The following is an 8053-nucleotide window of genomic DNA, read 5'->3' as shown; positions in this document are numbered from 1 at the left end:
AACGTGTCCCGATCCATGCCCGCCTCCCGCGTTCGGTATCCTTCATGATACCAAATCCGGGAATGCATAGCGAACGCTATTTGAGCCTTTAATTTTGTCATCCTGAGCGCCCTTAAGGCGCGAAGGATCTCGGGAGGCAGAGTGAACCGTGCGGCCTGCGCAATCCCGATACCCTGCCCCCGTTGCCCTGATGGGGTCCGGTCGGTGGGTTGCCGCCGCGCCGCAACAGGTCTATATCGACGCGCGAAAGGGTCCGAACGCGTACAGACAGAGGGCGTGCCATGGTCAAGGTTGAGATCTACACCAAATCCAACTGCACTTTCTGCGCCAAGGCCAAGGCCTGGATGCAGGAGCACGGTGTTGCGTACGAGGAGCACGACGTCTCCACCGCCGCCGCCTTTACCGACATGAAGCAGCGCCTGCCGGATGCCCGGACGGTGCCCCAGATCCTCATGGACGGCAATCTGATCGGCGGCTACGACACGCTGATGCAGTACGAACAGCCGATCCTGACCAAGCTGAAGGGCGCCGGCGCCGCGACCTGATCCCTCCGTGGGGGGCCGCGGCCGGGACGCCCGCCCGACAACGAGCCCGTCATGCTGACCGTCACCCCCACACTCGCCATTCCGGACGCGGAGATCGAGGAGACCTTCGCCCGCGCCTCCGGTCCCGGCGGCCAGAACGTCAACAAGGTCGAGACCGCCGTCTGCCTGCGGTTCGACGTGCGCCACTCGCCCTCGCTGCCGGAGGCGGTCCGTGCGCGTCTGGAGCGGCTGGCCGGCCGTCGGCTGACCCGCGACGGCGTGCTGGTCATCACCGCCGACCGCTTCCGCCAGCAGGAGCGCAATCGCGCCGACGCCCGCGCGCGACTCGCCGACCTGATCCGGGCGGCGACCCACGCGCCCACCCCCCGCAAGCCGACCAAGCCCACCCGCGGCGCCAAGGAACGCCGTCTGGCCGGCAAGGCCCAGCGCGGCCGCACCAAGGCCCTGCGCGGACGGGTAGGGACGGACTAGGCCGTCGTGGGAGGCGGCCCCTTCCTGCTTATATCGTCAGGACAGGCCGGTTCTTGACCGGGAGGCGTGGCGTTTCCATATCCGTCCTGTTAAGATGGACTCTCATCACAGGCGCTCATCCGTGGAGCATCACGGCCTGTGATCCGGGTCTGTCTCAGAGAACGTATACGAGGGCAGGAGGGGGTCTCGCATGGACAGGCCGGCAACGGCGCCGCGGGACCCGTCGCGACGGGGGCTTCTCCCCGTCCAGTCGCACGAGGTGCCGCCATGTTCGCAGACAAGACATTGACCCCGCGCGAGACCGTTCGGCTGTGTGCCCTGGGCACCATCGCCGACGCGCCCGACAGCTATGCCGAGATCGCCCGTCAGGTGCGCGACTTCATCACGCGCATCACTGGGCCGTCGCTGGACCTGCTGGGCAGTTCCATGGAGCTGCTGCACATCGAGGGCCTGATCCGCACCACCGACGGATCCACCCTGGACGACACCGCCCAACTGGAGATCACCGACGCCGGCCGCGAGGAACTGCGCCGCCTGATGACCGCGAATCTGCGGTCGTCCTCTGATCTGTCCAAGCTGGTCACGGCGCTGAAGTTCCGGTTCCTGCATCTGCTGCCGCCGGAAGATCGCGCGGCCCAGGCCGAACTGCTGCTGGATTCGCGCGAGACCGAGTTGAACCGCCTGCTCGACATGCGCAAGGCGCACGGGCATCGCCATGGGCCGTTCAAGGACTGGCTGGATCACGAAATCGCCCAGGCGGAACGCGCGCTGGCGTGGCTGGAGTCGTTCTGCGACAGCATGCCGCCGGCCGCCGCCGACTCGGCGGCCTGATCCCGCCGCCCCCTTCTGCCTGACGTTATATGACCGGCGGATGAGTCCGACTCATCCGCCGGTTTTCTGTTCCAGCACCCCGTGATCGCGGGCGAGCGAGAGGATCAGCGCGGCGATCTCGTCGGGGCGTTCCTCGTGCGCCAGATGGCCCAGGCCCGGCAGCATCCGCAAACGGGCGTTCGGGGCGCGGTCGGCGATCATCTCGGCGTCGGCGGGCTGGATGGTCTTGTCGCGCTCGCCGACCAGAAGCTCCAGCGGCATGTCGAGGTGCGCCACCAGATCCCGCAGCGCCCGCAAATCCCAGTTCGCCATCATGGCCAGCGCGCCGCCCACGTGCCCGGGTTCGCGGAACAGCCGCCCGTACAGCTCCAGGCCGCGCCAATCGATGTCCGAGCCGGTGTTGCGGATCAGGTCCTCGACGTGGCTCTGGTTGGTGGCGCTCCAGGCGAACATGCGCGGCACCAGCGGGTTCATCAGCAGCAGCTTGGCGAGCCCCGAGAACCAGTGCCCCGACGAGCCCTTGAACGGCAGCAGGGCCCCGTTCAGGCTGACGATCGCCTTGGGGTGGATCTGCTTGTCCAGCGCCATGCGGATGAGGATCGCCGCGCCCGCCGAATGCCCCACCACCAGGTCGGGCTTCAGATGGCTCTCACGCAACAAAGCGGCGACCGCCCGGCCCATGCCGGGCAGGGTGAAGGCGCTGGCCGGCGGGTTGGCCGTGAAGCCGTGCCCGGGCAGGTCAGGGACGATCACGGTGAAGTGCTCGGCCAGGATCGGCAGCAGGTCGCGGAAGGAGTGGGTCGTTGCTCCCGTGCCGTGCAGCAGCAGCAGCACGGGGCCCCGGCCGGCCAACTGCACGTGCCAGCGGAAGCCGTGGGCCACGGGGAAACGGCTGTGCTCTCGGTTGGGCCAGTCGCGGCCCACCGTCTCCCAGTCCGGTCTGCGTGCCCGGAAGACCATGCGCCGCCGCTCCGACTCCGACATCGCCCCTAAGAGTCCGCCGTCTGGGCGGCGCTGCGCGCCGCCACGGACAGCGCCCGCGCGTCCGCCCGGGGCAGGGGCATGTAGGTGGCGCCCATCGTATGCGCCAGCGCCTCCGCCTTGGGGGCCGGACGCAGCGACGTGTCCACCAGCAGCACCGAAACCCCGATGGCGCGCATGCCCTCCGCCGCGGCCTTGGCGTCTTCCTCGGCCTTGGCGCGGCCGCCGATGCCCTCCAGCGTCACGTTGGCGCGGCCGTCGGTGAGGATCACCACCGACGGAGTCTCACCCCGCGTGCGGGCCACCTCGGCCATGATGTGCGCGGCCTCGATGCCCGCCGCCAGCGGCGTGCCGCCCCCGCCCGGGAAGCCGGCCAGCCGCTTCTTGGCCCGCGCCAGCGAGCGCGTCGGCGGCAGCAGCGTTTCCGCCCCCTTGCCCCGGAAGGCGATCAGGGCGACCTGGTCGCGGCGCGCGTAGCAGTCGGCCAGCAGCAGTTCGATGGCGCCCTTGGCCTCGCCCAGCCGCGCGATCGCCGACGAGCCCGAGGCGTCCACGGCGAAGATGATGACGGCCTGCGAGCGCTTCTTGAAGCGGGTGATGCGGAAATCGTCCTTGCGCACCAGAACGCGCGGCAGCGGCCGGTCCGGATCGGCCCACTGGGCCATTTCCGCGCGCCGCAGCGGCTGCCAGGGCGCGGCCGAGCGCAGCGTGTCGATCAGCGCCAGCCGGGCGCCGGCGCGCGGGTCGCCCCGGCGCGAGCCGATGGGGCGGCCCCGGGTCAGCGCCTTGCGCTGCTCGCCGGAGCGGCCGAGGATGCCCTGACGCCGCTTGCGGTCCGCCGCCGCCATCAGGCGGGCCAGCAGGTTCGCCGGGATGGCGGCCTGCGCGGCATCCACGATCTGATCCTCAAGCGGCTTGTCGTCTTCGTCCTGGCGCTCCTCCTCGCCCTCGTCCGGCGGGGGCGGCGGCTCTTCCTCGTCCTGCTCGTCCTCCTCGGGCGGCGGCGGCGGCGGCATCTCGGGGATGCGGGTGGCGCGCGGCGCCAGCACCAGCCGGGCGGCCAGGGTCAAGTCGTCCTGTTCCACCGCCGTGCGGCGGTCCAGGGCCGCGGCGGCGCGGGCCACGCGCAGCGCGAACAGGGGCGCCCGCAGCGAGGCCACGCCCATGGACAGGGCCGCGCCGCACAGGGCCTCCAGCGCCTTGTCCTCGATGGTCACGGACGCCAGCAACTCGCGCGCCGCCCGGATCTCGTCGGCCTCGTGCAGGGCTTCGCCGATGTCGCGCTGGCGCAGGCCCTCCAGCTCCATGTGAAAGGCGAGGCGGTCCATCAGGGCGTCCGGCGGCCCTTCGTCCGGGCCCACGGATTCGTCCAGCGCCACCACACCGAAGCGGGTGGGGGTCAGCGCGGCGATGCCGTCGCGCTCCACCCGGACCGCGCCGTGATCCACGGCCATACCCAGCTTGGCGGCGAAGGCCTGGGTCAGGCGTTCGGCCATGGCCAGCACGATGACGCCGCCGTCGGCCTCCACCAGCAGGCCCTTTTCCGCCACCGGACGACCGGCGTGCAGGGTCGCGGCCAGGTCGAGCCCGCCCAGCAGGCGTTCGTCCGTCACATGCAGCGGCACCCGCCGCAGCGGGGCCTCCGCCGGCAAGAGGGCGCGCAGCATCTCCAGCCAGGCGTCGCGCGCCGGGCCGGGCAACGCCTTCAGCATCACGCCGCCCAGACCGGCGGGATCGACCGCGACCATGGCCGCGACCAGCGCGGCATCGGTCCAGGGATCGTGGACCGGGCGGTCCCCGGCCTCGTCCGCCGGCGTCTGGCCCGGTCCCAGCCCTGCCGGGTCGGGCGCGAAGGAGCCCAGGATTTCCATATCAGGCGACCTCGCCCAGAACCTCCACGACCGCCCGCTCGACGCGCACGGTGGAGCCGGATTCGTCCAGCGGATCGCGGCGCAGGCGGTGGCGCAGGGCCATCGAGGCCACCTTGCGCACGTGGCCCTCGTCCACCTCCACGTCGCCTTCCAGCGCGGCCAGGGCGCGGGCGGCGCGGATCACGGTCAGCTCGCCGCGCAGGCCGTCGGTGCCCAGGGTCATGCAGAGCTTGGCGACGGTGTTCAGCACGTCGTCGGGCACCTCCACGTCCTGCACGCGGTCGCGCGCCTCGCGGATGCGCTGGGCCTCGCCGGCCTCGGCCTGCTGCCAGGTGGCCAGGAAGCCGGCCGGGTCACGTTCGAAGGCATCGCGGCGGCGGACCACGCTCACGCGGGTTTCCAGTTCCTTCGGCGTGGTCACCTCGACGGCGAGGCCGAAACGGTCCAGCAACTGCGGGCGCAGCTCGCCTTCCTCGGGGTTGCCGGAGCCGACCAGCACGAACTTGGCGGGGTGGCGGACACTGAGGCCCTCGCGCTCCACCACGTTCTCGCCCGAGGCGGCCACGTCGAGCAGCAGGTCCACCAGGTGGTCCTCCAGCAGGTTTACCTCGTCGATATACAGGAAGCCGCGATGGGCGCGGGCCAGCAGGCCGGGCTCGAACGCCTTTTCGCCCTGGGTCAGCGCACGTTCCAGGTCGAGCGCGCCGACCACGCGGTCCTCGGTGGCGCCCAGCGGCAGGTCCACGACCGGCACCGCGGCGTCCTCGGTCTCCATCGGGGCGCCGTCGGCGATCTTGCCCTGGATGTCGCAGGTCGTGGCGCAACTGTCCTGGTGGCGCTTGGGGTCACCGTTGAAGCGGCAGCCCTTGACCACCGACATGGGCGGCAGCAGGGCCGCCAGCGCGCGCACGGCGGTGGACTTGCCGGTGCCGCGGTCGCCGAACACCATCACGCCGCCCACGCCCTGATCGACGGCGGCGATCAGCAGCGCCAGCTTCATTTCGTCCTGGCCCACGATGGCCGAGAAGGGGAACGCCATGGCCATGGTCAGCACCCTCCCTGGAGGGAGACGCGGGGCAGGGCGGATCGGACGACGGCGGGATCGAGAGCGCAGGCGGTCATGGGTGTGCGGCTTTCCTTGAACGTCAGGCCAACAGAACGGCAGGCCGGGTCGGCCCTCGCGGGGGTACCCGGGACTCCAGCGCGGGACTATGCCCCCCGTTGGGTCCCCGGTGCAAGGGTGCGCGGCCGGATGCGGCCGGATTGACATCGAAGGCGGGCCGTCCCCAAGGTGATCCGGGCCCGCCCCGCGTTATCCCCCGCCCAAGGACGCCCCGCCGCATGGTTCACGCCTCGCCCCAGCTCAAGAACACCCTGATCGCCGAGATCCTGAAGGCGCGCGAGCGGGTCTATCGGGTCGGCCAGCCGACTCCGCTGGAGCGGCTGCCGCTGAGCGACGCCTTCGAGACCTGGATCAAGCGCGAGGACCTGTCGCCCATCAACGCCTACAAATGGCGCGGGGCGCAGAACTGCACCGCCCGCATGGTGGAGGAGGAGGGCGCGCGCGGCGTGGTCGCGGCCTCGGCCGGCAATCATGCGCAGGGCGTTGCGCTCAGCGCGCGGCGGCTGGGCATTCCGGCGGTGATCTTCATGCCGCGCTCGACGCCGCAGATGAAGCAGACGGCGGTCCGGCTGCACGGCGGGGCGGATGTCGAGGTGGTGCTGGTCGGCGACAGCTACAACGAGGCCGCGACGGCCGCCCATGCCCACGCCGAGGCGCATGGGATGGTGTTCATCCACCCCTTCGACGACCTCTATACCATCGCCGGACAGGCGACCATCGCCGATGAGATGATCCTGTCCGGCAAGGGGCCGTTCGATCTGGTGTTCGTGCAGATCGGTGGTGGCGGGCTGGCGGCCGGTGTGGGCACCTGGATCCGGCTGCACTACCCGAACGCCCGCATCATCGGCGTGGAGGGCGTGGACCAGGCCAGCATGAAGGCCTCGCTGGCGGCCGGCGAGCCCGTCACCCTGCCCGACGTGGACCGCTTCTGCGACGGCACGGCGGTGACGCGGCCGGGGGACCTGACCTTCACTCTGTGCCGGGACGCCCTGGATGAGATCATCACCGTCACCAACGACGAGGTCTGCGCGGCCATCCAGACCATGTGGGAGCTGAGCCGGGTGATCCCGGAGCCCTCCGGCGCCATGGGGCTGGCCGGTCTGAGCCGGATGGCCGACGAGCGCCCGGACGAGGTGGCGGGTCGCCGCGCGGCCGTCATCCTGTGCGGCGCGAACATGGACTTCGGCAAGCTGACGCTGATCGCGGGCGGGGCGGCCGTGGGCGCGCACACGCGGCGCTATTTCCGCTTTCACATCGGGGAGGAGCCCGGCGGTCTGCTGGGCCTGCTGGATCAGGTGCCGGATGTCAGCATCGCCGCCTTCCTGTACGGCAAGATCCACGACACCCAGGCCTGGCCCGTGGTGGCCTTCCAGGGCACGCCGGCGGAGATCGAGCACCTGGACGACCAGTTCCAGGCCCTCGGTCTGGCGGCCGAGGACGTGACCGGGCACGCCGACATCCGCTATCGGGTGATCCCCTACAACCCGACCCTGTTCCGGGACCCGGTGCTGCTGCGGGTCCACTTCCCGGAACGCGCGGGGGCGTTGCGCGACTTCCTGCGGCAGGCGTCGCAGGTCGCCAACATCTGCTACTTCAACTATCGCTACACCGGCGAGACCATCGGCCGCGCCCTCATGGGCTTCGAGTTCGCCAGCGCCGAGGACCGCGCCGCCTTTGACCGCATCGTCAAGGACCCCGCCAGCGTGGTGACCGTCCGCCCGGTGGAAGACGACGCCATCCGCCGTATGCTGGAGGTGATTTGATACCGCCCGACGAAAAGGGTGACCTTTTCTTCTTCTTCGGGCGGCCGGCGCGACTGCGCCGGCGCCGCCGGGCCTTTGACGGGGAGCAGGGCGACATTCATCGAAAAAGGTCGTAGGAAAAATCGGGTTTTATCGGGCCACATTCTTAAACTTTGCAGAAAAATCTAGGTGTACCTGGAAATCATGCTAGCATCTTCTCGTTCCTGATGCGCAACAAGACGAGAAGAAAGGACCACGCAATGTCCAGAACACCCTTTCTGCTGGCGAACGCCGATTTCTCCATTCCGCCCGCTCCCGGACCCCGCGCCACATCGGATACCCCCACGCTGTGCGGCAATGCCTGCACGTACTTTTCGCCCAGCAAAAAAATAACCGTGGCGGATATCTCTGGAAGGCTTATCCCTTTGAGTCCGGGACCACATCATGTGGTGACAGGTGGCCTGAAACGGCGTAGAACATAACGTGAAC

General features: G+C 70.0%; 7 protein-coding genes. 4 read left to right on the top strand and 3 right to left on the bottom strand.

Annotated elements, in window-relative coordinates:
- Positions 1-281: 281 nt before the first annotated feature.
- From GHC57_RS18265 to GHC57_RS18255, 3 genes are all read left to right on the top strand, one after another.
- Positions 282-545, top strand: coding sequence for a glutaredoxin domain-containing protein (locus tag GHC57_RS18265; RefSeq protein WP_153346966.1), 264 nt, complete (start codon positions 282-284; stop codon positions 543-545).
- Between the two features lie 51 nt (positions 546-596).
- Positions 597-1016 (top strand): alternative ribosome rescue aminoacyl-tRNA hydrolase ArfB, encoded by a 420-nt coding sequence (gene arfB, locus GHC57_RS18260; RefSeq protein ID WP_153346964.1) that lies wholly within the window; start codon positions 597-599, stop codon positions 1014-1016.
- A 267-nt stretch (positions 1017-1283) separates the two neighbouring features.
- Positions 1284-1847 carry a hypothetical protein gene (locus GHC57_RS18255; protein WP_153346962.1) on the top strand — a complete coding sequence of 188 codons (564 nt, stop codon included), beginning with the start codon at positions 1284-1286 and terminating at the stop codon, positions 1845-1847.
- Between the two features lie 51 nt (positions 1848-1898).
- Here the strand turns inward: GHC57_RS18255 and bchO are convergent, their stop codons facing one another.
- Genes bchO through bchI form a run of 3 tightly spaced genes read right to left on the bottom strand, consistent with a single transcriptional unit; the run spans position 1899 to position 5744 of the window.
- Positions 1899-2807 carry an alpha/beta fold hydrolase BchO gene (gene bchO, locus GHC57_RS18250; RefSeq protein WP_153346960.1) on the bottom strand — a complete coding sequence of 303 codons (909 nt, stop codon included), beginning with the start codon at positions 2805-2807 and terminating at the stop codon, positions 1899-1901.
- Between the two features lie 29 nt (positions 2808-2836).
- On the bottom strand, positions 2837-4699 hold the full coding sequence (locus tag GHC57_RS18245) for a magnesium chelatase subunit D (protein WP_153346958.1): 1863 nt from the start codon (positions 4697-4699) through the stop codon (positions 2837-2839).
- A 1-nt stretch (position 4700) separates the two neighbouring features.
- Positions 4701-5744 (bottom strand): magnesium chelatase ATPase subunit I, encoded by a 1044-nt coding sequence (gene bchI, locus GHC57_RS18240; protein WP_153346956.1) that lies wholly within the window; start codon positions 5742-5744, stop codon positions 4701-4703.
- 296 nt (positions 5745-6040) lie between these two features.
- On the opposite strand from bchI, the gene GHC57_RS18235 reads away from it, so the two are divergent.
- Positions 6041-7585, top strand: a complete 1545-nt coding sequence (locus tag GHC57_RS18235; protein WP_153346954.1) for a pyridoxal-phosphate dependent enzyme — start codon at positions 6041-6043, stop codon at positions 7583-7585.
- Positions 7586-8053 lie beyond the last annotated feature (468 nt).

It is taken from the genome of Roseospira navarrensis, assembly GCF_009601025.1.
GTDB classification, from domain to species: Bacteria; Pseudomonadota; Alphaproteobacteria; order Rhodospirillales; family Rhodospirillaceae; genus Rhodospira; species Rhodospira navarrensis.
Note: the sequence above shows the minus strand (reverse complement) of the source record. Positions and strands in the feature narration are given on the sequence as shown.

Bases quoted from the DNA above. Each gene is read 5' to 3' on its own strand.
- GHC57_RS18265 (WP_153346966.1), top strand. From the start codon at position 282: ATGGTCAAGGTTGAGATCTACACCAAATCCAACTGCACTTTCTGCGCC.
- GHC57_RS18235 (WP_153346954.1), top strand. From the start codon at position 6,041: ATGGTTCACGCCTCGCCCCAGCTCAAGAACACCCTGATCGCCGAGATC.
- GHC57_RS18255 (WP_153346962.1), top strand. From the start codon at position 1,284: ATGTTCGCAGACAAGACATTGACCCCGCGCGAGACCGTTCGGCTGTGT.
- bchI (WP_153346956.1), bottom strand. From the start codon at position 5,744: ATGGCCATGGCGTTCCCCTTCTCGGCCATCGTGGGCCAGGACGAAATG.
- arfB (WP_153346964.1), top strand. From the start codon at position 597: ATGCTGACCGTCACCCCCACACTCGCCATTCCGGACGCGGAGATCGAG.
- bchO (WP_153346960.1), bottom strand. From the start codon at position 2,807: ATGGTCTTCCGGGCACGCAGACCGGACTGGGAGACGGTGGGCCGCGAC.
- GHC57_RS18245 (WP_153346958.1), bottom strand. From the start codon at position 4,699: ATGGAAATCCTGGGCTCCTTCGCGCCCGACCCGGCAGGGCTGGGACCG.